Origin of the sequence: Pseudomonas sp. NFACC08-1 (assembly GCF_900106735.1) — a bacterium.
Classification (GTDB): domain Bacteria; phylum Pseudomonadota; class Gammaproteobacteria; order Pseudomonadales; family Pseudomonadaceae; genus Aquipseudomonas; species Aquipseudomonas fluorescens_Q.
On record NZ_FNNL01000022.1, the window covers coordinates 14311 to 35874 of the forward strand.

17 protein-coding genes are annotated in these 21564 nt (G+C 63.2%); 5 read left to right on the forward strand and 12 right to left on the reverse strand.

The features are described from left to right. Window positions 1–95 precede the first annotated feature (95 nt). From BLU76_RS28760 to BLU76_RS28795, 8 genes are all read right to left on the reverse strand, one after another. Window positions 96–794, reverse strand: a complete 699-nt coding sequence (locus BLU76_RS28760) for a PspA/IM30 family protein (RefSeq protein WP_003205987.1) — start codon at window positions 792–794, stop codon at window positions 96–98. Between the two features lie 22 nt (window positions 795–816). After that, complete coding sequence (locus BLU76_RS28765; protein WP_086936714.1) at window positions 817–1398, reverse strand: YjfI family protein; 582 nt, start codon at window positions 1396–1398, stop codon at window positions 817–819. Window positions 1399–1766: 368 nt separating this feature from the next. Next, on the reverse strand, window positions 1767–2597 hold the full coding sequence (locus BLU76_RS28770) for a YfaP family protein (protein ID WP_063324182.1): 831 nt from the start codon (window positions 2595–2597) through the stop codon (window positions 1767–1769). 3 nt (window positions 2598–2600) lie between these two features. Continuing rightward, a complete protein-coding gene (locus BLU76_RS28775; protein WP_092225513.1) occupies window positions 2601–4220 on the reverse strand; it encodes a DUF2300 domain-containing protein in 1620 nt (539 codons plus the stop codon). A gap of 1 nt (window position 4221) precedes the next feature. Continuing rightward, the gene (locus tag BLU76_RS28780; RefSeq protein WP_092225515.1) at window positions 4222–8790 is read right to left on the reverse strand and encodes an alpha-2-macroglobulin family protein; all 4569 of its coding nucleotides are present in this window, start codon (window positions 8788–8790) and stop codon (window positions 4222–4224) included. Next, window positions 8787–9470, reverse strand: a complete 684-nt coding sequence (locus tag BLU76_RS28785) for a DUF1175 domain-containing protein (RefSeq protein WP_170867337.1) — start codon at window positions 9468–9470, stop codon at window positions 8787–8789. Before BLU76_RS28785 ends, BLU76_RS28780 begins: the two co-directional genes overlap by 4 nt. Next, complete coding sequence (locus tag BLU76_RS28790; RefSeq protein ID WP_092225517.1) at window positions 9467–11176, reverse strand: DUF2138 domain-containing protein; 1710 nt, start codon at window positions 11174–11176, stop codon at window positions 9467–9469. Before BLU76_RS28790 ends, BLU76_RS28785 begins: the two co-directional genes overlap by 4 nt. A gap of 30 nt (window positions 11177–11206) precedes the next feature. Continuing rightward, a complete protein-coding gene (locus tag BLU76_RS28795; protein ID WP_063324177.1) occupies window positions 11207–11995 on the reverse strand; it encodes a YfaP family protein in 789 nt (262 codons plus the stop codon). A gap of 269 nt (window positions 11996–12264) precedes the next feature. Here BLU76_RS28795 and BLU76_RS28800 point away from each other — a divergent pair, with 269 nt between their 5' ends. The 5 genes from BLU76_RS28800 (at window position 12265) to BLU76_RS28820 (ending at window position 18803) form a co-directional block, all read left to right on the forward strand. Then, window positions 12265–13401 (forward strand): Fic family protein, encoded by a 1137-nt coding sequence (locus BLU76_RS28800; RefSeq protein WP_092225519.1) that lies wholly within the window; start codon window positions 12265–12267, stop codon window positions 13399–13401. A gap of 229 nt (window positions 13402–13630) precedes the next feature. Continuing rightward, window positions 13631–13873: an exodeoxyribonuclease VII small subunit gene (locus BLU76_RS28805; RefSeq protein WP_003185917.1), complete on the forward strand. Its 243-nt coding sequence runs from the start codon at window positions 13631–13633 to the stop codon at window positions 13871–13873. Continuing rightward, complete coding sequence (ispA, locus tag BLU76_RS28810; protein ID WP_092225521.1) at window positions 13870–14757, forward strand: (2E,6E)-farnesyl diphosphate synthase; 888 nt, start codon at window positions 13870–13872, stop codon at window positions 14755–14757. The genes BLU76_RS28805 and ispA overlap by 4 nt, the downstream gene beginning before the upstream one ends. Before the next feature lie 115 nt (window positions 14758–14872). Next, on the forward strand, window positions 14873–16771 hold the full coding sequence (gene dxs, locus BLU76_RS28815) for a 1-deoxy-D-xylulose-5-phosphate synthase (protein ID WP_092149748.1): 1899 nt from the start codon (window positions 14873–14875) through the stop codon (window positions 16769–16771). 151 nt (window positions 16772–16922) lie between these two features. Next, window positions 16923–18803, forward strand: coding sequence for a TonB-dependent receptor domain-containing protein (locus tag BLU76_RS28820; protein WP_092225523.1), 1881 nt, complete (start codon window positions 16923–16925; stop codon window positions 18801–18803). 65 nt (window positions 18804–18868) lie between these two features. Here the strand turns inward: BLU76_RS28820 and BLU76_RS28825 are convergent, their stop codons facing one another. From BLU76_RS28825 to BLU76_RS28840, 4 genes are all read right to left on the reverse strand, one after another. Next, window positions 18869–19654: a cobalamin-binding protein gene (locus BLU76_RS28825; RefSeq protein ID WP_092225525.1), complete on the reverse strand. Its 786-nt coding sequence runs from the start codon at window positions 19652–19654 to the stop codon at window positions 18869–18871. Next, window positions 19654–20073 (reverse strand): hypothetical protein, encoded by a 420-nt coding sequence (locus BLU76_RS28830; RefSeq protein ID WP_063324171.1) that lies wholly within the window; start codon window positions 20071–20073, stop codon window positions 19654–19656. Before BLU76_RS28830 ends, BLU76_RS28825 begins: the two co-directional genes overlap by 1 nt. Continuing rightward, on the reverse strand, window positions 20070–20687 hold the full coding sequence (gene ribA / locus BLU76_RS28835) for a GTP cyclohydrolase II (protein ID WP_030140454.1): 618 nt from the start codon (window positions 20685–20687) through the stop codon (window positions 20070–20072). Before ribA ends, BLU76_RS28830 begins: the two co-directional genes overlap by 4 nt. A 110-nt stretch (window positions 20688–20797) precedes the next feature. Further along, the gene (locus BLU76_RS28840; RefSeq protein WP_092225527.1) at window positions 20798–21556 is read right to left on the reverse strand and encodes a substrate-binding periplasmic protein; all 759 of its coding nucleotides are present in this window, start codon (window positions 21554–21556) and stop codon (window positions 20798–20800) included. Window positions 21557–21564 lie beyond the last annotated feature (8 nt).

Sequence of the window (21564 nt, forward strand, 5' to 3'; positions counted from 1 at the left end):
TCCCGCTGGACTGCGCAGCAGGCCCCTTTTTTTGGAGCCGCTTCGCGCCTCAGCGGGAGCAAGCTCCCTCGCCACGGGTTCGGGGCGCTCAGCGATCACTCCGCCGATTTTTTCTTCAGGCGTTCCAGGATCGCATTGGCGCTGCCTTCGTTCGGCGTGATGCCGGCGTCGCGCAGCTTGCGCTCCAGGTCGGAGCCGGTCGAAGCCTCGGCCAGTTCGTCCTGGGCTTGCAGCTCAGCGGCACGTTGCTGTTGCTTGGCCTGCAAGCGGTTGAGCGTACCGACGGCAGTTTCCAGCTTGCCATTGGCGCCGCCGCTGGCGATCGAAGCACTGACCTGGGCCTTCTGCACGCTTTCGCGGGCCTTGGCCATGTCCACTTGCTGGCGCAGGCTCTTGATCCGGCTTTCGGCCTTGGTGATGTCCTTGCGCATGTTGTCCGCATAACCACCGAATTCGGTGGCGTGCTTCTGCTCGGCGTCCAGTTCGTTGGTCAGGGTCGAAATGGCTTCGGCCACTTCCAGCGCCAGGTCTTCGCGGTTGGCCTGGATCGCGGCCAGGGCCTTGGCTTCCAGGTCCTTGATCTTGGCGTTGTATTCGCCGACGCGATCAGTCGCCAGCTTGTGCTTGGCCATGATGGTGACCAGCTCACGCTTGGCGTTGGCCAGCGCGCTGTCGGCATCACGGATTTCCTGGTCGAGGATGCGCAGGGCCTGTTGGTCGACGATCGATTCACCGACTTCGCTGGCACCGCCACGCAGTGCGGTGAACAATTTGCTCCAGATGGACTGAGTCATTGGATAGTTCCTGTTCGGTGAATTAAATGAAGAAGCGTTCGAAGGCTTCGCTGGCGCGCTGAACGTTGTCGACGAGGGTTTTGACCTCGGTCACGACGTTGGTCAGGCTGGAGTCGGCGCTCAACGCACCGAAGATGTTGTAGACGACTTGCCCGTTGGGCATGGTCTCGATGCCAATGGACGACAGCGGGAACATTTCCCGGCTGCGCAGCACAGCGTCATTGAATGCCGCGACATCGTTGATCGACTCGACGTCCACCAGGACGGTATCGACGATGATCTGGTCACCCACCACCGCGATGTAGATCGGCAGGCCACCAAAATCATTCATTTCCAGCTTGATGCTGGACTCGGAGCCTTGGACGAGGGAGAGAGTGATGTCGTTCGCGACCACTTCGTCCAGGGCCTGAAGGGCGCTGTAGAGGCGGTCGATGTTCCAGTTATTACCTGCGCTCATGTAATTCTCCGACATGAATGAGCCAGCCAGAATCGGTTGGCGTAGCTGTTTCTCCATTTGCTTGAGCAGGCTTCGGTTTTCAGGAAGCACCCAAGTCTCGTGTTTCACATACCCGGCGGCACTCAGGCCCGCGCGCATCTGCTTCATGTAGAAGCTCGACGGCTTTTTCGCGGAGGGTTTGGCGCGCTCTCCCGTGCGGCTCGCTGAATCGGTTACAGACCCGTCTGGCGGATCTGATGGAGAGCTGGTTGACATGGTACTGACCCCACTGTGAAAAACTCACGCGTGAGAAACACTACAGGTAGTTTCGCAAGCCCACAATAGCTCACGCGTGAGATTTTATTGATCACAAGCACCGACCGCTCTTGTGGCGAGGGAGCTTGCTCCCGCTGGGGCGCGAAGCCCCCCAAGCAGGCGCCGCGGTATGTCAGGTAAAAGTGCAGTCAGCTTCAGATGGGGCTGCTGCGCAGCCCAGCGGGAGCAAGCTCCCTCGCCACAGGGGACCGGGGATGGCCTTATGGGTAACTGAAACTCTTGACCAGCGTCAGCTCGCCCACCGCCCGCATCGGCACCACGAAGGTTTCCATCTTCTCGTTCGGCGTGCCTTCTTCGGTGATCACTGTGACTTGTGCGGTGGTCAGGGCTTGTTGCGCTTGTTCTCCACCGCCCTCACCTTCCTCGCCGTCGTCCTGATAGCGATAACCGCCGCCGTAGTAGTTCACATACACCAGGTACTGGCCTTTGATCGGCGCCGGCATGGCGAAGATTTCCGGGCCGTAGCCGGTGGTGACGTCGACGTCGAGGGCGGCGCCGTTGGCGACGGCACGGTCGCCGTACCAGATGTGCGCACCATCGGGGGTGACCAGGTGCAGGTCCAAGTCAGTGCCGTCACTGTCCCAGGTCAGCAACACCCGCAGCTTGGCCGGGGTGGCGCCGCCGCTGGTGTTGAGAAATTGCGTGCGGTGACGCTGTTGGCCGTCGGGGCTGCGTACTTCCACACTGTTGCTGCCGTTGGGGAATGAAAATGGCCGGTCGAAGCGGCCTTGCTCATCGAGCTTCAACGGCAGGCTCACGCCGTTGACGATGAGTTGGCCCGGCGCATTGCCCTTGGGCGCGCCTTGGATCTGGCCAGTGATGCGAGCGGTATTGGCTTGGCCCTGGGGCGTATTGACCGACGAGGCCGGGTAGTTGACGGTCTGGCTGAAGTTTTCATCCTCGCCGCCCGGCGCACCGTTGCGCCAACCGCCGACCGGCGTGTCGAGCTTGATGTTCTCGGCGCCGATGGCCGGAGGCAACGCGGTCAAGGCGCAAAGCAACAACAAGACCTGTGGATAACGGAGTGTCATGGTCTATTCCAGCAAGAGGTGACGGGCGAGCCCTTCGATATAGTTTTCGTCCTGGCCATTGGGATGAGCTTCAAAGGCCAGGTGCAGATATTCATGGGTCAGGTCGAGGCGGTCTTGCAGCGACAGCACGCCGCGCACGTAGATGCGCTGGCGCTCGCGGTCGACATAAGGCCGGCCGAAAGCGACGCGGCAGACGGCAAAAGCGCTGATCTCGTTGTAGCCCACTTCACTTTCCAGCCGCTCACGCCAGCCCCGCCGTTGCTTCAGCAGCCAGTCCTGGGCGGCGGGCAGCGCTTCGCAGGATGCCACCGGGTTGTCCCAGCGGCTGAGGCTGGCGCGCGGGTAGGCGTGCAGCAGGATGGCGTCGTAGCGTTGGCCGGCGTTGGCTTGCTCCACCGCTTGTGCCCAGGACAGTTTGTCCGGGCCAGGCTGGTCAGAGTGGTAGGTGACATCGGTGCCGGCCAGGACCAGGTCGCTGGTCCAGGCGGCAATGGCGCGGGTTTCGGGCGCCGCCGGGCGTGGCGCGACACGCTGGCGATGGCTGCTGTCGTCGATGCTCAGGCAATCACCGTTGCGTTGGGCGTTCTGCAGCAAATAGGTGCGTATCGCCACCGCCAGTGCCTTGGCGGCTTCGGCAGGCTCGGCCTTGGCTTCGCGCTGCAAGACCCGGGCGACGTATTCCTCCCGGTCCAGACGCGCCACCAGCTTGCCGGGCATCAGGAACAGCTCGCCATCGCTGTGGATGTCCAATTGATTGCCGTTACTGAATTCGACGCGGTAATCGCCGCGCAGTTGGCCCGGCAAGGCAGGACGGTCGCCCGCCATTACCCGTTGCAACGGATAACGGGCAAACAGGCCCACTTCCACGCAACGCCCGGTTTCCGCCGGCCAGCGCGATGGCAGCGCCGCCGCCAAGCCTTCGCCGTAGACCTTCAAGACCTGCTGGCTGGTGCCGCGACCACCGGCCCACACCGGAGTGCCGTCCGCCAGCCAACCGGCGAAACCGCCCTGACGGGACGAGGGCCCCTGATCACCCAGCCAACTCCAGGTCTTGACCCGCAGACGGCTGCCCAACTCACCGATCAGTCGCCCGTCCGCCGCGTTGAGCACCACGTCCAGCAGCACCCGCCGCGCCTGATCCTGGGCCGGCAGCGTGGCCAGGGTCTTGAGCAGTCCGGCGACAGGCACCTGAGTCTGGGGTTGCAACATGGACAGGTCCAATAACCAGGCCGGTGCCTGACGGGCCTGCCAATAGGCGCGCCAATCCGAGGCCAAGAGCCCGAGCCGCTGCGGTTCGAAATACAAGCCGCAAGATTTCACCAAGGCTTGATCGCGACCGATGCTCTGCCCGGCACTGCAGCAATAGACCTCTTCCTTCGACTCCCCCCGGCATTCATACACCGGTTCACGGGCGTCGGTGTCCACCAGCCAGGCGTAGACAAAGATCTTCCACAGACTGCCCAGCGGCGCCTGCAAGGTATCGGGCAACGGCTGACGATCCAGCACCTGGGTCTGGCTCACGCGCAGCAATTGACCGTCGAAGGCCAAGCGCAACGGCTCGTCCTGCGCTGTTACCAGCGCAGGGATCAAGCACAGCAGCCACCCAACCAGCGGCCAACGCATATCAGTTGACCGTGACCTGACCGAGCGCCGGTTTCTGTTCCCGCGCCTGATGTTGCGGCGCGTAGACCTGGGTGAAGCGCACCGGCGGCAAGGTGAACTGGCCTTTCTGGGAGAAGCGCACCAAGTGCCGCAGGCGCAGCTCGCCACTGAGGGCATCCACCGGCACCGCATACGCCATCTGGCCGGGCTCGAAGCGGGCTTTTTCCAGGGACGTCGGTTCGCTGTCAGCCTTGCCCATCAACTGGATACCCCAGGTGGTGCGCTCCACATCGGCGCCCGGTGGCAGCGGCACTTCGAGCATGCCGTAGCGCAGTGGCGTCGCAGCCTTGCTGTTGATGATCACTTCATCCAGGTAGAGGCTGTCGCTGGACAACGGTTTGTTGCCCACGGCTTCGAGCTTGAAGGTGAAAGCCTCATCGCCCGGCACCAGGCGCGACAGGCGCCGGGTGATGGACACGGCCATCGGTGCTACCGGCGGTTGCTGGCTCTGGAAGCTCAGTGCCGCTTGCAATGGACGCTCCTGGGCGCCGGTCAGGGTCAGCATCGTTGGAAGCTGCGCGCCCTGCCACTGCCAGTAGGTTTCACCGGTCGCGCCCTGTTTGGCTGCCCAGCCTTCGCCCGGTGCCAGGGCCACGGCCGGCGCTGCCTGTTCGATGCTGCGCTGCAACCAGGTCAAGGCCAGGGCCCGCTCCAAGGTGGACTGCTGCGGCAACACACGCTCCAGCAATGCAGTGGCGCGAGCCTGATCGAAGCCCTGCAACGACAACACCAGGGCCTCGACGAACGGCTGCGAACTGAGCTCCAGTTGCTGTTGCGCCGCATCGGCTTGACGGCTGAAGGCCGCCGGCAACGGCACCTTCGCCTGTTTCGCCAGGGACGCGGTCAGGACACGGGCGCTGGCCAAGCCAAGGGCCGAATCCGGCGCGTACATGACCAGGCTGTCTTCACCGCTGTCCAGCACGCTCTCGCTGCTGTCTTCGCTGGCTTTCGCCAGATCGTCCATCAGGCCGCTGAGCAAGGTGTTCACCGGCAATTGCATCTGCTTGGCGAACGACAGGATCAGCGCACGCTGCAGCAGCGGCGTATCACCGGCCTGCTTGGCGTAGACCTCCAGCACCCGTTGCCAGTGTTCCGGCGGCAGGCTCAGGTCCAGGGCCTTGCTGGCGTGCCAGTCGGCGTAATAGGCATAGGCGGTGAGGAATGCATCCGGCTCACCGTCCTGGCCCCACCAGGTAAAGCTCGCCAAGGGGCCGGCCATCTGCACCAGGCGCAAGCGGCTGTTTTGCATGATCAACCGCAAGCGGTCGCGGATCTGCGGGTTCGACGCCAGGGTCGGATAGGCAATGCTCAACGGCAACAGGCGGCTGGCGGTCTGCTCGACGCCACCGTATGGGTAGCTGAGCAGGTCATCCAGGGCCGAACGGAACAACGCTTGCGGGCTGTCGTCCAGGCGCAGGCGAATATCGCTGGCGTCGGCCGGCAAGGCCATCGGGGTGTCGCCGCTCGCCACATCGAGGCGCTGGCTCTGGGTGACTTGCCAGCCATTGCCGCTGGCGTTCAAGCGCATGGCCAGGGCGTCCTGGGTTTCGCCGTTCAATTGCAACTGCACGTTCAAGTCGCCACTGCTCAGCTCCAGGGCCGGCAGCGCCACGTAGTTGATGCCGTTTTTCAGGTCCACCACCATGCGCTGTTCGGCGCCGGCGTAGCGGATCAGCAGCTCGGCCTTCAGTGGTTTTTCAGACTGGCTGAACGCGAACAGGCCCAGTTGTGGCTTATCGCCCGTGCGGAATCGGGTCGGGCCGCTCCATTTCAGGTACAGCGGTTTTTCCGAGGCGATGAACTGCTTCTTCTGGCCCACTTGGCCGTCGTCGGCAATTGCCTTGGCCGTGATGCGCCAGCGGGTCAGGGAGTCCGGCATCTTGAAGGTGAAGCGGGCCTTCCCGTTGGCGTCGGTGACCAGTTCCGGTTGCCATGCAGCGGTGTCGACGTCTTCACGACGCGGCCGCTCCAGCACCTTGACCCCGCGTTCGCTGCGGTTGGCCTTGCCCGGCGCGCCAGGACTGCCTGGCAGTGCCACGTCGTAGCTGATGAACGACAGGCTGGCACTGGTGCGCACGTTGTTGCGACGCGGGTGATAGAAGAACTGATCGATGGTCGGCGCCACTTCCGGTTGCAAGGCGTAGACCATTTCGTCCACCACGCTGACCGTCAGGTGCGCGGGGATCGCCTTGCCGGAGAACTGGGTACTCAGGTCCACGGTCACCGTGTCACCCGGGCGGTAGGTGGCTTTGTCGGTGACGACGGCAACGTCGATCTGCGGCGTGATCACCTTGATGCCGGCGTTCTGGAAGCTGTACTGGCCGCCCTTGGTGTACAGCACCGAGAAGGTCAGGTTGGGCGCAAAGTTATCCTTCACGGCAATGCGCGCGCGGTATTGGGTGTCGCTGAGTTTTTCCATCTTCAGCCAATCGCCGCCCTTGGACAGCAGCGCCGTGGCCTCGACTTTGTCCCGCTCAAGGGACAGCAGCGCATCGCTGACCGGTTCCGGGAACGTGATCAGGGCCAAGGCTTCGTCGCCGGCCTTGTATTCGGCTTTATCGAGGACGATCTCGACAGTACCCGGCACGGACTTGATGCCTTCGCCAGTGACCGCATGGGCGACGGCGCCAACCACCCGGCCATGGTCGTCCTTGAGTGTCAGGTTATAGGTGCCCGGACGGTCGAAGGTCAGGTTGAAACCCTTGTCCTTGGCCGTCAGCTTGCCTTCACCGGTGGTCTGGTCTTCCAGCCGTACCCAGGCGTAGCTGCCCGGTGTCACGGCTTTGGTTTGTTCGTTGCCGCCTTCGTTGGCGTAGCTGAACGCCACCTTCTGGCCGACGGCGCTGAAACGCTGGGGTGCGCTCAGGCGGAAATTCGCCGCGCCACGGTCGATGAGAATTTCCTTGGTGGTCTTGACCCGATACGCGGCGCCATCGCTGGCGAACACGGTGAGGGTGTAGCGGCTCGGTTTGTCGGCGGCCGGCAGGTCGAGGGTCGCGTTGCCCTTGGCATCGGTGGTCACTTCGCTGCTGGTCAGCTCGACCGGGAATTGCCCCAGGTATTGCAGTTCGTTATCGACCATCGACAGTTGCTGGGCGCGCAGACTCAGGCTCACCGTGGCATTCACCACCGGTTTGCCGTCCGGGTACAGCAGCACGAGGTTGCCCTTGACCGGCTCGCCGGTGCGATAGTCCTGCTTGGCCAGGTTCAGGGCGATCTCGAAGTGCGGCTTGATGTATTCGGCTACACGAAAGGCGCTGCTGTAGAGCTGGTCCTTGTAGCGCAAGCGCAGTTCATAGCCGCCGGCCACAGCGTTTTCCGGCAGTTGGAAACGGCCTTGGGTGCCGGCTTTGGAATCGAGTTTCAGGGCCAGGGTTTGCAGCGCGGTGCCGGTGGCATCCAACACGCTGACATTGACGTCGGCGGCGCTCGGTTGCACCGAATCACGGGCGTTCTTGAACTCACGACCAACGATTTTCAGCGATACCCAATCCCCTGGCCGGTACAGCGGCCGGTCGGTGAAAGCATAGAGCTTGGTGTCGTAGATTTCACTGTCGTAGTAGAAGTTTTCCGAGACGAATACCCCGCCCTCCTCGTCTTCACCGATGACGAACGAACGCTCCGGGCTAACGTGTTTGAGGCGCAGCAGGCCGTTTTCATCGGTGGCACCGCTGCTCATCACGCCCAGGCCGTCGGTCCACAGCACATTGACCTTGGGCACCGAACGCCCTTCATGCTTGCGTGCGGCCCAGACCAGCAACTCATCACCGGCAATCTTGCTCACGGCCACGGTGTTGGAGACGAAGACCATGGTGGTCGCGCGGTATTTGCCGATCAGCGCTTCCACCAGGTACAGGCCGGGCTTCAACTGGCCCAGCGGCACGTAGACGTTGCCCGGCGCGACGCTGACGAACTCACTGGACGAGCCGGCCAGGTTGACGCCCGCAGGCGGCTGGATCGGCTTGGCTTCCCAGAGCGGATAACGGAACTGGCTGACCACCGGCAAGCCCGGGATCAAGGCGAATTGTGGCGGTGCTTCATACGGTGTCGGCGCGACCAGGGCGTCACCGATCTTCAGTTCCGGCACTTCTTCGGTGACTTGCTGGCGGGACTCGTAGGAAAACGCCCGTTGCATCACTCGACGAGACTTGCGGTACCAGTTGTCCCACAGGTACGCGAGGGTGTTCGACAGGCCTTCGCCCTTGAACTGGCCGTCGCTGACCACGCGGTGCAGGTTCTTCTGGCGCTTGAGGAAATCCAGCGGCTTGTCGATGCGGTAGACGCGGATATCGGCGCCGCCGTAGGGCTCCATGCGAAACCGGCGGTAGTCGCGGCCCGGCGCTTCGAGGCGGACCATGGCCTGCTCGTCGCTGGCAAAGCTGCTGTCGGCCAGCAGGAAGAAACTTTCACCGGCCACCGGCGTGTAGCCGCTGGGCGCCACCGTGTCTTCGGCGTTCACGAGGGGGGCCAGCAACAAGGCAAACAGCAGGGGCAATTTTGAACACAAGCGCAGCATGCGAGCACCGGTCATTGGGAGAGAAAGTTGAGTCGATAGACGCCGATGAAGTTGGGGTTGGCTGCGTCGGGTATCCATCGGGTGTCCTTCCAGTTCATGAGTTGTTGCAGGCTTGCGGAGCGCATGCCGTTGTCGGTAGGGGTTGTGGTGCCGGTGTGATAGGCGATGTAGCGGCCCATCCAGATCATCAGGTGCTGGTCGTCGCCCTGATCGAAGAACATCAGGTCGCCGGGACGGGCCTGGGCGACATCGCGGCCCACCAGGCGACTGTTGAACTGGATCAGCTTGATGGCGTTGACGTAGGGCCCGACCTTGCCGCCGCCCTGCTGCCATTGCTGGGCCAGGCGCCGCTGGGCGTCACTGAGTTCGAGCTCCGGCGGCAGGTAGCGGTTGGACAGGCCATTGCTGCGCAGCCACTTATCGTTGTGGACCTTCAGCGCCTCGTTGGCGGCAAACCGCACCAGGCCGGCGCAGTCTTGCTGGTACCAGCGCGGGCTCGGGCCTTTGGTCAACTGCTCCTCGGCGATGCGCACGAACCAGGCACGAAACACCTGGGATTGCCGCACATCCAGCGGCGGCGTCTCAACGGAAGGCCGCGCCGCGACGGAAAGCGGCGTCTCGACGGCCAGCGCCGGCCCACCCCACAGCAGTGCCAGCAGCAGCGCCCATCCGGGGTTGCGGATCAGTCCTGTCACAGCGCTTTCCATTCCAGTGGCAGCCACTGCCAGTGCCCGTCCGGCTCGCTGCCGGCAGGCAACGTCAGGGCGTACTTGCCATAGCCGCCCAGGGTGCGCAGTTTCGGGATGAGGTAGGTTTGCGCGGCGTTGTAGAACACCGGTTCCATGTCCTGGGGCAAGCTGTCGAGGGTTTCACGCTGCATCAGTTGCGCCATGGCATCGGGGCCGAAATAAATCGGCATCAGCACATCCTTGGGCACCACGTCGGCCATGGGTGGGAAGCGCTTGTCGAGGGTGCCGAGGGCCTTGTCCACCAGCTTGTCGTCGAGGGAGAACAGCAGGGTCGAACCATGACGCGCCAGGCTGACGCGCAGGAATGCCTTGCCGGTGATGGCGTCCGGTTGCAGCGAGTCCTTGGCCAGGTAAGGGCCGAAGTTGGAGCTCACCTGGCGCTGCCATTGGTGCATAGCGCCTTCCTGTTTCTCGACGACCGGGAACACGTGCTCGGCGGCATTGTTCTCATAGGCGCCCACCATCGAGCCAAACAGTTTGCCCAAATCCGCGTCGAGCTTGCCGTCGTCTTCGTTCAGGCTCGCCACCAGCAGCGGTGTATACAACCGCGAATCGGCGTACCAGCACAGACCTGCCGCGCCGGCCACATGGTCGACCATGGCCTGGGCGGCTTTTTCGTCGGCGCCAAGTTTCACCAACAGCGGCTTCTGCGGTTCTGCGGCCAACGGCAAGGCAACGCAGGCGCTGGCGCCCATGGGCATGGCTTGCCAGATCGGCTTGAAGTCGAAGTCCGGTTGGTTTTCCAGCTCGTCCATGGCCAGGAAGCTGTGCCAGCCCTTGTCGTCCATGTCGAAGCGCAGCCCGGCGAAGTTCGGAATGAAACGCTGGTAACCCATGGCCAGCACATTGGCATTGACCGAAATACGTTGCTTGACCTCCGGCGCCTTGGACGGCAGGCCGAAGGCTTCGGGAAACAGTTTGTCGCCATTGAGCAAGGCGGCCAGGGCGGTCGTCGACACGCTGCCGCGCTCATCCGACGGGCCGTTGGCCGGGTCATAGAGTTTCGCCGGGTTGGACAACACCACCAGCTTGTCGCCATGGGAAGCGAAGAGCAGGGATTTGCTGGCGTTGTAGCTGAGCTGGTACAGCGCGACGTCATCACCGCCGACTTTCAGGTCGCTGAGCTTGCTCAGTTGCGTATCATCCAGGGCGACCTTGGCCAATGGCTCCAGCACCTTGGCCAACCCGCCGCGATCCATTACCAATAGAAAATCCTTGAGGCGACCGTCGGCACCGCGCCACAGCGCCACATCGGCTGGCTGGTCGAAAAGCTCTTCGATCAGGCTGTCCTGCAACTTGAGGTCATGCTCGTAGATGATCCGGCGCAGGCTGCCCATCAGCCCGAGGCGGTCGGCGTGGGCCTCGTAATAGAAGACGAAGTCTTCGGTGAGCGTGGCCTTGAGGAACGGCACCGCCAGCAGGTCCTTGGGCAACTGGCTCAGGGAATGCGCCTCGAGCAAGCCGTCGGGGCGGCTCAGGCCGAGCTTTTCCAACGCCAACGCCATGGGCGGCGCCTTGGGCTTGGTCATGAACCAGCCCAACCCGGCGGCCACACCTGCTACCAGGCACAGCCCGATCAGTATCGCCGGCCAACGGCGCACAGGTTTAGCGACAGGTGTCGGCGTGGTCGGGGAAGCAGTGTTGTCGCTCATATTCACAAGGGCCTGTTCATCCGTGGAGCGTTAGTAGTTGAAAGTCTTGACCAGCAGCAGATCGCCAATGGCACGCAGGGGCACGACAAAGGTCTCGCGTTTTTCATCGACGGTGTTTTCATTGAGCACCAGGTTGATCTGCGAGGTGATCACCTCGTTGTCGTTGCTGGTCTCGTCAAAGTTGTAGCCACCGCTGCCGTAGTTGCCCCAGTAGTTCACGTAGACCAGGTAGGTGCCGTGCATCGGCGCAGTCATGGTGAACATTTCAGGGCCCGGGCCATCGACACCATCCGGGTCGAGGCCGCCACCGTTGGTCAGCGCCGGCCGGCCGAAGAACGCATGTTGGCCGTCGGGTGTGACGATATGCAGGTCGAGTTCGGCCTTGGGGTCGTCCCAGCCCAGCACCACGCGGATCTGCGCGGGCGTGCGCAGGTTGTTGGCTTCATAGAATTGCACGCGCTTGAGGGACTGGCCTTCGGAGCTGCGCACCTCAACGCTGTTGGAGCCGGCGCCGAACGCATACGGCCGGGCGAAACGCCCCTCGTCGTCGGTGTAGAGATTCAGTGGATTGCCGTTGACCGCCAGGCTATGGGGCTGGCGAGCCGTGCCCATGGCCTTGAGCCGGCCCTCGATCATCGTGCGGTTGCGCTGCACGCCCCGGTCGATGGGCGGCGTGGGATAGGCGACCTGCGGGTTTTCAGTGCGATCGAGCAAGCCGCTGTAGCGCCAACCGCCCACCGGCTCCGACATCTCGGCAGAAGGCTGCGCCCACGCCAACGGCGCGCCGAGCAACACGATCAGTAAAGAAAGAAAACGCACGTATGCCTCCTGCCATGCACGACGCAACCCGGCGCTGATCCTCAGCGCTGCTTGTCATTATTCGGGCTTCGTCTGAAGGCCCCGTCGCAACGGGGCTGTAGATGGCGCGAAGGTTAGCGATTCGGCGAATTATTAACAATCGGGGAACGCGCGATTCTGTGTGGGAAATCACGTACTGAGAGGTGCGTGAGCCGAATAGCAGGCGTATTCGGCTCACGAAATGAGCCGAATAGCGCTATTATTCGGCTCACTCATCTTTGGACAGGCGCATGGCACCCCATTGGATCTGGCAACAGCCCGACTGGCCCGGCTTCCGCTGGCAAGCTGAAGCATTGGCACCGCTGCTTCGCGAATGCGTGCAGACCCAAGGCCAGTTGCTCGGCATGACGGGCGCGGTCACGGCTTCGCTCAGTGCCCAGAGCGAACTGGATACCTTGCTGCAAAACATCGTGACCTCCTCGGCTATCGAAGGAGAGCAACTGAATGTCGGCTCGGTGCGCTCGTCCCTGGCCCGCCGCCTCGGCCTGGAACAAGGCGACGACACGCCGGTCAGCCAACGCAGCGAAGGCTTGGCGAACCTCTTGCTGGACGCTACCCGGCATTTCAACCAGCCCCTGACTGTCGAACGCTTGCTGGAATGGCATGAGTGGTTGTTTCCTGATCAAACCAGCGACTTTGCCCACCGACAGATCCGCGTAGCCACGCTGCGCGGTGACGAACCGATGCAGGTAGTCTCTGGCAGGTTGGACCGCCCCACCGTTCACTTCGAGGCTCCTCCCCGCCAGGGTCTTGAACAGCAATTGCAAACGTTCATCGACTGGTTCGAGACCAGTCGTCATCAGGCCGACCTCGATCCATTGTTGCGTGCTGGCATCGCTCATTTCTGGTTCGTCACCCTGCATCCATTCGACGATGGCAATGGCCGCCTGACCCGCACCCTGACCGACCTGGCACTGGCCCAGGGCGAGGCGCAGGCAATCCGTTTCTACGCCATGTCCGTGAGCATCCTCGACGACCGCGCCGGTTATTACCGGCTTCTGGAGAACAGCCAGAAGGCCACACTGGATATCACCGCCTGGCTGACCTGGTTTCTGCAGACGTTGTTGCGCAGCCTCCAGCAGGCGATGAAGCGGATCGACAGCGTGTTTTGCAAAGCGAGATTCTGGCAAGTTCATCGCAACAGCGCGCTTACGCCTGAGCAGATCAAGGTACTCAACCGAATGCTCGATGGCGGTGAAAAAGGCTTCGAGGGCGGAATCGGCGCAGCCCAATACCAAGCAGTGGCGAAGGTTTCCAAGGCGACGGCAACCCGCCATCTCGCCGAACTGCTGGAGAAAGGCTGCCTGGAGCGAATGCCCGGCGGTGGGCGCAGTACCCGGTATCGGGTCTGTTATCCGGCCCGCTGAAATTCCGTGGCGAGGGAGCTTGCTCCCGCTGGGCTGCGAAGCGGCCCCAACCTGCGGGGGCTGAACCGGATTGCGACTGCTGCGCAGCCGAGCGGGAGCAAGCTCCCTCGCCACAAAAGCAGGTCGGTGCAAGCCCGTTGTCCCGCTTCGATCCCCCTGCCCTGATTTGCCCCAAAACCCCATGTCTGCTAGTGTCGCGCCGGTTTAACAGTCAACCGGAATAGCCGCCATGGCCCGCAAAAAAGCTGCACTGGATTTCGAACAATCTCTGGCCGACCTGCAAACGCTGGTGGAACGGCTGGAGAACGGCGAATTGTCGCTGGAAGACTCGCTGACCGCCTTCGAGCAGGGTATCGGCTTGACTCGCGACTGCCAGGCGGCGCTGGCCCAGGCCGAGCAGAAGGTGCAATTGCTGCTCGAGCGCGACGGCGAGCTGACCGAAGAGCCTTTCGACGCGGAACAGCCTGAATGATCGGCGCCTATCAGGCCAGCAGCCAGGCCCGGGTCAATGCTGCATTGGATAGCTTGTTCAGCGCCCCGAGCCCGGAGCTGGCGCGCCTGTACGAAGCCATGCGCTACAGCGTGATGAACGGCGGCAAGCGTGTACGGCCGCTGTTGGCCTACGCCGCGTGCGAAGCCTTGGGCGGCCAGGCCGAGCAAGCCAACGGCGCCGCCTGTGCGGTGGAGTTGATCCACGCGTATTCGCTGGTGCACGACGATTTGCCGGCCATGGACGACGACGACCTGCGTCGCGGCCAGCCCACTACCCACAAGCAATTCGACGAAGCCTGCGCGATCCTGGCCGGCGACGGCTTGCAGAGCCTGGCGTTCAGCGCCCTGCTGGACCCGGCCCTGAGCGACTGCCCGGCGCCGGTTCGCCTGGACATGGTCAGTGCCCTGGCGCTGGCGGCAGGCCCCGCGGGAATGGTCGGCGGCCAAGCCATCGATTTGGGCTCGGTGGGCCTGAAGCTGGACCAGAGCGCCCTGGAATACATGCACCGGCACAAGACCGGCGCCTTGATCGAGGCCAGCGTCCGGCTCGGCGCCCTGGCCAGCGGCCGGGCCACGCCCGCCCAGTTGCAAGCCTTGCAGACCTACGCCCGAGCCATCGGCCTGGCGTTCCAGGTGCAGGACGACATCCTCGACGTCGAAAGCGATACCCAGACCCTGGGCAAGCGCCAGGGTGCCGACATCGCCCGCGATAAACCGACCTATCCGGCCCTGCTCGGCCTCGACGCCGCCAAGGCCTACGCCCTGGAGCTGCGCGACCAGGCCCTGGCCGCGCTGCGACCCTTTGACGCGGCGGCCGAGCCGTTGCGCGACTTGGCGCGCTATATCGTCGAACGACGCAGCTGATACAGGGTCAACCCATTCATAAGTGCGTATCGGCCAAGTTCCGGCCAACGCGTGGGCAGCTTGCGATCCATAAGGTAAACTGCCGCCTCTTTCTATACCTATAACGATTCGCCTGATGCCCACGACGTTTCAAGAGATTCCCCGCAAGCGCCCGACCACGCCCCTGCTGGACCGCGCCAACACGCCGGACGGCCTGCGTCGCCTGGGTGAAGCCGAGCTGGAAACCCTGGCCGATGAGTTGCGCCTGGAGCTGCTCTACACGGTCGGCCAGACCGGTGGGCACTTCGGCGCGGGCCTGGGCGTCATCGAGCTGACGATCGCGCTGCATTACGTGTTCGACACCCCGGACGACCGGCTGGTGTGGGACGTCGGGCACCAGGCCTACCCGCACAAGATCCTCACCGGTCGTCGCGAGCGCATGGGCACGCTGCGTCAGAAGGACGGTATCGCCGCCTTCCCGCGTCGCTCCGAGAGCGAATACGACACCTTTGGCGTCGGTCACTCCAGTACATCCATCAGCGCTGCCCTGGGCATGGCGATTGCCGCTCGCCTGCAAAACAGCGAGCGCAAGGCCATTGCCGTGATCGGCGACGGCGCACTGACCGCGGGCATGGCCTTCGAGGCGCTGAACCACGCGCCGGAAGTCGACGCCAACATGCTGGTGATCCTCAACGACAACGACATGTCGATCTCGCGCAACGTTGGCGGTTTGTCCAACTACCTGGCAAAGATCCTCTCCAGCCGCACCTACGCCAGCATGCGCGAAGGCAGCAAGAAAGTGCTGTCGCGCCTGCCCGGCGCCTGGGAAATCGCCCGCCGCACCGAAGAATACGCCAAGGGCATGCTGGTGCCCGGCACGCTGTTCGAAGAACTGGGCTGGAACTACATCGGCCCCATCGACGGCCATGACCTGCCCACGCTGATCGCCACCCTGCGCAACATGCGCGACCTCAAGGGCCCGCAGTTCCTGCACGTGGTCACCAAGAAAGGCAAAGGCTTCGCCCCGGCGGAAGTCGACCCGATCGGCTACCACGCCATCACCAAGCTCGAACCCCTGGACGCTCCGGCGGCCGCACCGAAAAAGGCCGGCGGACCAAAGTACTCCGGTGTCTTCGGCCAATGGCTGTGCGACATGGCCGCCGCCGACCCGCGCCTGGTGGGCATCACCCCGGCGATGAAGGAAGGCTCGGACCTGGTGGCCTTCAGCGAACGCTACCCGCAACGCTATTTCGACGTGGCGATTGCCGAGCAGCACGCCGTGACCCTCGCCGCCGGCATGGCCTGTGAGGGTGCCAAACCGGTGGTGGCGATTTATTCGACGTTCCTGCAACGGGCCTACGACCAACTGATTCATGACGTCGCCGTACAGAACCTCGACGTGCTGTTCGCCATCGACCGCGCCGGCCTGGTGGGCGAAGACGGCCCGACCCACGCCGGCAGCTTCGACCTGTCGTTCCTGCGCTGCATCCCCGGCATGCTGGTGATGACCCCGAGCGATGAAAACGAGCTGCGCAAGATGCTCACCACCGGCCACCTGTTCAATGGCCCGGCGGCAGTGCGTTACCCGCGTGGCACCGGCCCGAACGCGACGATCTCGCCCGACCTTGAGCCAATCGAGATCGGCAAGGGCGTGATTCGCCGCCAGGGCAAGCAAACCGCCCTGCTGGTATTCGGCGTGCAACTGGCCGAGGCCTTGAAAGTCGCCGACACCTTGGACGCTACCGTGGTGGACATGCGCTTCGTCAAACCCCTGGACGAAGCCCTGGTGCGCGAGATGGCCGGCAGCCATGACCTGCTGGTGACCCTCGAGGAAAACGCCATCATGGGCGGCGCCGGCGCGGCGGTCAGCGAATTCCTGGCCCGGGACAACATCCTCAAGTCGGTGCTGCACCTGGGCTTGCCGGACCTCTATGTCGAACACGCCAAGCCGGCGCAGATGCTGGCCGAATGTGGATTGGACGAGGTGGGGATCGAAACGGCGGTGCGCCAGCGGTTGCAGTTGTTGGGCCTGTAAGTTCAGCCAACACAAACTCCCTGTGGGGGCAAGCTTGCTCGCGATAGCGGTGTGTCAGCCAATGGATGACTTGACTGATCTGATCTTGCGCCATCGCGAGCAAGCTCGCTCCCACAAGGGGTTTATGCAGACCAGAAATGTCCGGAACCCCATGAAACTGCGCCTCGCCCTCACCCTTACCCTGCTGCCAACCCCAGAACTGCTGGCCGACACCTTCGAACGCGACCAGGCCCTGAAGCTGCCCGACATCGTGATCAGCGCCAACCGCCAGGTCGAGGCCCGCAACGACAGCAGCGCCGCCAATACCGTGTTCACCCGCGACGACATCGAGCGCTTGCAGCCGGCCAGTGTCACTGACTTGCTCAGCCGTGTACCAGGCGTGCAGGTGGCTCCGCTGGGTGGGCGCGGCAGCCTGCCGGGGATTTACATTCGCGGGACCAAATCGGCCCAGAGCCTGGTGCTGGTGGACGGCCAGCGCATCGGTAACGCCACCTCCGGTGACAGCAACCTGCAACGCCTGAACATCAACCAGATCGAGCGCGTGGAAGTGCTGCGCGGTTCGCGTTCGGTGATCTACGGTGCCGATGCGGTGGGCGGCGTCATTCAGATTTTCACCCGCCGCGGCAACGAGCAAGGCCTGCAACCGCGCCTGCATATGGGTGTCGGCAGCCATCAGACCTGGGAGCGCAGCCTGGGCCTGTCCGGTGGCGACGAGCAGACCCGTTTCAACCTCGGCGCCAGCCTCGACGACAGCGCCGGAAGCAATCGGACCCACGAGTCCTACGCCAGCGATCGCGACGACGATGCCAATCGCAACCAGTCCTTCAGCCTGAGCCTGAGCCATGCAGCCAGCGATGACCTGGAAGTTGGCCTGAACCTGCTGGATAACCGCGGCAAAAGCGAATACGACAACCCATTCGGCCGCTTCGATCCGGCCACGTTCGAGTCCCTGCCCCAGCAACCCTACAGTGAGTTTGCGGTGAGCAGCTTCAGCACCTATGTGGACGGGCGAATCAACGAGGCCTGGAAGTCGCGCCTGGAACTGGGCCACAGCGAGAACCGTGAAAAAACCTTCGACAAGCTCAGCGATGTCCGCGAAGTGTTCAACACCTACCGCGATTCCGTGACCTGGCAGAACGACGTGACGCTGAACGAGCGCAACAGCCTGATCGTCGGCGGCGACTGGTATCAGGACCGGGTCAACAGCAGCACGCCGTTCGACGAAGACAGCCGCTGGAACCGTGCCGCGTTCATCCAGCACCGCTTCCAGGCCGAAACGTTCTCCACCGAACTGGGCCTGCGTCTCGACCAGAATCAGCAGTTTGGCGGCCAGAACAGTTGGAGCGGCACGCTTACCCTGCCGATCAACCCGGACAACGACCTGTTGCTGACCTACAGCGAAAGCTTCCGCGCGCCGACCTTCAACGACCTGTACTACCCGGACTTCAGCAACCCTGACCTGAAACCCGAGACGGCGAAAAGCTACGAGCTGCAATGGCGCAGCCAACTGAGCGACAGCGCCCGCCTGGAGACCTCGCTTTACCGCACGGACCTGGAAGACGCGATCATCTTTGGCAGTAACTCACGCCCACAGAACGTTGCCTCGGCGCGGATCAACGGTTTTGAGATGGCCTACCTGCAGGATGTGTTCGGCTGGCAGGGCAACCTGGGCCTGGCCATCATCGACCCACGTGACCGCGACAGCGGCCACACTCTGGCACGCCGCGCCCGGCGGACCTTGAGCCTGGACCTGGACCGGCAATTCGACCGTCTGGGCCTGGGCGCCACCTGGCAAGCGGTGAGTGGCAGCTATGACGATGAAAACAACCGCAATGCCCTGGGTGGCTATGCCTTGCTCGGGCTGCGCGGCAGCTGGGCGTTGACCCGGGAGGTCAAGCTGGAGATGAAGGTGGATAACCTGCTGGACAAGGGTTACAGCCGAGCGCTGTATAGCCATGATGGAGGCCAGTATGGGTATCGGGAGGAAGGTCGGACCTGGTTGCTTGGGGTGACTTGGTCCCCCGCCCTCTGATCTGGAATTTGTGGTGTTTGGGCGGGCCTCATCGCGAGCTTGCTCGCGATTGGGCCCGCCGCAATCTATCTGTCTGGCGCAATCAACTCACATAGCCGCGCCGTCGCCTCGATCATCTGCCCACTGGGCCGCTCCAGCCCCTTGTCATTGACCAGCAACAACCGCCCCTGCGCCACCGGCCAGGTTTTCCAGGCATCGAGCTGCGCCTGCTCCGTGGCCAGGATGACCTGCGGATTGCGTTGCAGCACCGCTTCCACACTCACCTGCGGGGCCGGCACGCTCAGGTCAGCGAAGACGTTGCGAGCGCCGCACACCGCCAGCGCATCACTGATGATCTGCCCGCCCCCGACGGTGTACAGCGGCCGGTCCCAGACTTGGTAGAACACCGGCAACGGCGGGTCCCGTCGATAGCGATGGCGTAACGCTTCCAGACGCACACGCAACTGCGCCGCCCGCGGCGCGCCCCGCTCCGGGCGGCCGAGCTGCATGGCAATGTCTTCAATTTGCGCGATGAGTTGGTCGAGGCTGCGGGGCTCGGCGACATAAACGGGAATACCCAAGCCCTTGAGTTGCTCGCGCTGCGCCGGGCCGACACTGCCGGGCCAGAGCAGGAGCAGGTCGGGCTGGAGGCTGAGCAAGCGTTCCATGTCCAATTGACCGTAACGTCCTACGGAAGGCAGGTCCTTAAGGATTGGCGGACGGTCACCGCCATCCAGCACGCCCACCAAGAGGTCGGCGGAGCCCAGTTCAACGACGATTTCCGACAAAGACGGCGCGAGGCTGACGACCCGCGAAGCCGCCATCGTCGAGGCGCTGGCGGCCAGCAGCAAGACCGCCAGCCAGCGGTTCATCAGCCGAGTTGGCGCGGGATGCGGTACAGGTAGAACAACACGGCGGTCGACAAGGCCAGCAGCATCAACGGCACCGCTTCCAGGCCCACGAACACCGCAAGGGCACCGACCCAGGCCGGTAGCCCGGCCACCAGGAAGGCTGAGCGGCGACGGGCCGCTAGGTCAATCCAGGCCTGGGGTTCTTCGGGCGTGTCGAGCGCTTTCTGGGTGGCGATCAGGGCTTGCTTGTACGGCCCGAAGAATCGCAGGCTGACAAACATCGACGCCACGCCGGCAATGAACAGCGGCATCGCCAGCACCGGCAGAATCGCTTCGCCCTGGCCGAACACCGCGTTGATCACGAACAGCGGCAGCAAGGCCAGGGCCAGGTATTTCCACCAACTGACCGATAGCCGCCGCCGAACCTGACCGCGCGTCACGCCCGGTCAACCTCGCCTTGGTGCTCGTTACCCATCATGTGGTCGAGCTTGCTGGCCTTGGTTGCCAGGTAGAGTTTGTTGTGGGGGTTGTGACCGGTGTGCAGCGGCACACGCTCGGCCACCACGATACCCATGTCGGTCAAGGCCTTGACCTTGCGTGGGTTGTTGGTCATCAGCCGCAGGGACTTGATACCCAGGTGTTCGAGCATCGGCAAGCAAATGCTGTAGTCACGCAGGTCGGCGGCAAAGCCCAGGCGTTCGTTGGCTTCCACGGTATCGGCGCCGCCATCTTGCAGTTCATAGGCGCGGATCTTGTTCAACAAGCCGATACCACGTCCTTCCTGGCGCAGGTACAACAACACACCACGGCCTTCACGGGCAATGGCTTGCAGCGCGGCCTCGAGTTGCGAACCGCAATCGCAGCGCTGGCTGAACAGGGCGTCGCCGGTCAGGCATTCGGAATGCAGGCGGCCCAGCACCGGTGCACCGTCGGCGAAATCACCCAGGCTCAGCACAACGTGCTCGCGGCCGGTGGCTTCATCGAGAAAACCATGCATGGTGAATTGCGCAAAGGGCGTTGGCAGCTTGGAAGCGGCAACAAAAACGACAGGCACCGGTGTGCTCCTGATTCTAGTACTGGAGATTCGCAGAGGCGGGCATTGTAACAGCACGATCCGACAGACGCTTAGGCTGAATTATCGCTAATGAACATCGATAAGATTGATCATGGCTTCGGCGGCTTGCCTTTCTCGTCGAAAGGATAGGGTTGCTTCCAGCGTTCGAAAATCGGTTTCAACTCGCCGCTCTTCACCAGCACTTCCATGCGCCGGTCGAACAGCGCCCGCAACGTACGGCCGTTTTCGTTGTTGGCGAAACCCAGGTACAGCGGCAAATTGATCAGGGGCGAAAGCTTGAATTGCTTGGGATCGTCGGCCTTGGCAAGCACATCCTGGATTTCCATCAACGCATCGATATAAAAATCGGCACGATCATGGGCCAGCATCGGCAAGATACCTACAGCGCGGTGAATCTCATTGAAACGCCGGATGTTGGGCAGGTAGTTGTTGTATTCGTACCCGCGCATCCACACCAGTCGATAGTTGCCAATCGTCGCCAGCGTCGGTGAAGGCTTGGAGGCCAGCCCCAAGGCATAGATATGATCGACGTCGTAGTGCCAATGCGGGTAGAGCACGCCTTCGGATTCATCCCGATAGGCGCCAACCTGCACGTCGACCTCGCCGCGCTGCACCAACCCGATCGAGCGGGTGTAGGGCACGCTGCGGATCTCCAGCTTGACGCCTTCAGGCTCGAAGACCGCGCGCAAGATATCCCAGCCCATGCCCTGGCCATCGGCCTGGGTGTAATCGGCCCACTCTTCGCTGGCCGCACGGATCTTGTCAGGCAGCGGCGTCGACTCGACCGCCCTTGCACCCAAACAGGCTCCTAAACACAGCAACAGCAGTAGTGCGCGGCTTACGCCCATGCCTGACT

Excerpts from the sequence above, each read along its gene's own strand:
- BLU76_RS28790 (WP_092225517.1), bottom strand. The coding sequence starts at position 11,176 with ATGAGCGACAACACTGCTTCCCCGACCACGCCGACACCTGTCGCTAAA.
- BLU76_RS28760 (WP_003205987.1), bottom strand. The coding sequence starts at position 794 with ATGACTCAGTCCATCTGGAGCAAATTGTTCACCGCACTGCGTGGCGGT.
- BLU76_RS28780 (WP_092225515.1), bottom strand. The coding sequence starts at position 8,790 with ATGACCGGTGCTCGCATGCTGCGCTTGTGTTCAAAATTGCCCCTGCTG.
- BLU76_RS28820 (WP_092225523.1), top strand. The coding sequence starts at position 16,923 with ATGAAACTGCGCCTCGCCCTCACCCTTACCCTGCTGCCAACCCCAGAA.
- BLU76_RS28805 (WP_003185917.1), top strand. The coding sequence starts at position 13,631 with ATGGCCCGCAAAAAAGCTGCACTGGATTTCGAACAATCTCTGGCCGAC.
- BLU76_RS28770 (WP_063324182.1), bottom strand. The coding sequence starts at position 2,597 with ATGACACTCCGTTATCCACAGGTCTTGTTGTTGCTTTGCGCCTTGACC.
- BLU76_RS28825 (WP_092225525.1), bottom strand. The coding sequence starts at position 19,654 with ATGAACCGCTGGCTGGCGGTCTTGCTGCTGGCCGCCAGCGCCTCGACG.
- BLU76_RS28800 (WP_092225519.1), top strand. The coding sequence starts at position 12,265 with ATGGCACCCCATTGGATCTGGCAACAGCCCGACTGGCCCGGCTTCCGC.
- BLU76_RS28765 (WP_086936714.1), bottom strand. The coding sequence starts at position 1,398 with ATGAAGCAGATGCGCGCGGGCCTGAGTGCCGCCGGGTATGTGAAACAC.
- dxs (WP_092149748.1), top strand. The coding sequence starts at position 14,873 with ATGCCCACGACGTTTCAAGAGATTCCCCGCAAGCGCCCGACCACGCCC.
- BLU76_RS28775 (WP_092225513.1), bottom strand. The coding sequence starts at position 4,220 with ATGCGTTGGCCGCTGGTTGGGTGGCTGCTGTGCTTGATCCCTGCGCTG.
- BLU76_RS28840 (WP_092225527.1), bottom strand. The coding sequence starts at position 21,556 with ATGGGCGTAAGCCGCGCACTACTGCTGTTGCTGTGTTTAGGAGCCTGT.
- ispA (WP_092225521.1), top strand. The coding sequence starts at position 13,870 with ATGATCGGCGCCTATCAGGCCAGCAGCCAGGCCCGGGTCAATGCTGCA.